Genomic DNA, 768 nt, shown 5'->3' with positions numbered 1-768 from the left:
ATTCTGTGTTGCGTAAGTAGCCGTTGGCAACCTTTGGTTGGTAATTAAGATTTAGCCCTATGACTAATTCTTTGTCTGAAAGTGGCCTTGGCCTTAAAGGGCGGGTCTCTCCATTTTTAATTTCGTAGGCTCCTTGCCCGCGACTGGCGACGACCACTCGCTTTTGTATTGGGTTTGCGATCACGCCAATACACGCGCCATTTTGGTCTAGAAAGGCGATGCTAATAACAAAGTCGCCATGCCCGTAGAGAAAATTTGTCGTGCCATCAATGGGGTCTATTACCCAGCAAGGGGCGATTAACTTCCCACCAAGCTCCTCGCCAAAGAAGTGATGCGTAGGGTAAGCGTGGCTTAGTGCTTGGCGAATGAACTGTTCTACCTCTCGGTCAGCTTCAGATACCCAGTCGTGGTGTCCCTTTGACTCCACTGACAGGTCATGTCGATTGTTGAACCATGTCATTGCAATGGTTGCCGCGTCGTTAGCTATCTCGATAACGGTGTTTAACATGACATTAAGTTCGTCACGTGATTGAACTCGATTTGGACTTGAGCAGTTTGAACCTGGTTGATTAAGCGACATTACCGTTTCCCCAATGATTGATAGCAACCAGAATCTCGTCTTCTTTTGCCAACTCGAACTCAGTACGATGATGGATTGCAATTGAAAGCGGCGAGCGTACCGCTGGTTCTATATGATAGAGTTTCCACTGACTGCCAGGTTTTACTTCAACACTGGAGAGTTGCGCCCACGATCCGTGACTGGTATGA

The 768-nt window shown here is 47.7% G+C and carries 1 protein-coding gene and 1 pseudogene; both read right to left on the bottom strand.

The annotated features are described in order from the left end of the window. Positions 1 to 580: inositol monophosphatase (locus AB4486_RS26745; protein WP_372119798.1), on the bottom strand; the 580-nt coding region annotated here is incomplete at its 3' end. After that, positions 570 to 768, bottom strand: a pseudogene (locus AB4486_RS26740) (ribonuclease Z); the annotation flags it as partial. The gene AB4486_RS26745 and the pseudogene AB4486_RS26740, both read right to left, overlap by 11 nt.

It is taken from the genome of Vibrio sp. 10N.222.55.C6, from assembly GCF_041473395.1.
In the GTDB taxonomy this organism is placed as follows: Bacteria; Pseudomonadota; Gammaproteobacteria; order Enterobacterales; family Vibrionaceae; genus Vibrio; species Vibrio crassostreae_C.
This window is presented reverse-complemented; position numbering and strand designations above follow the sequence as displayed.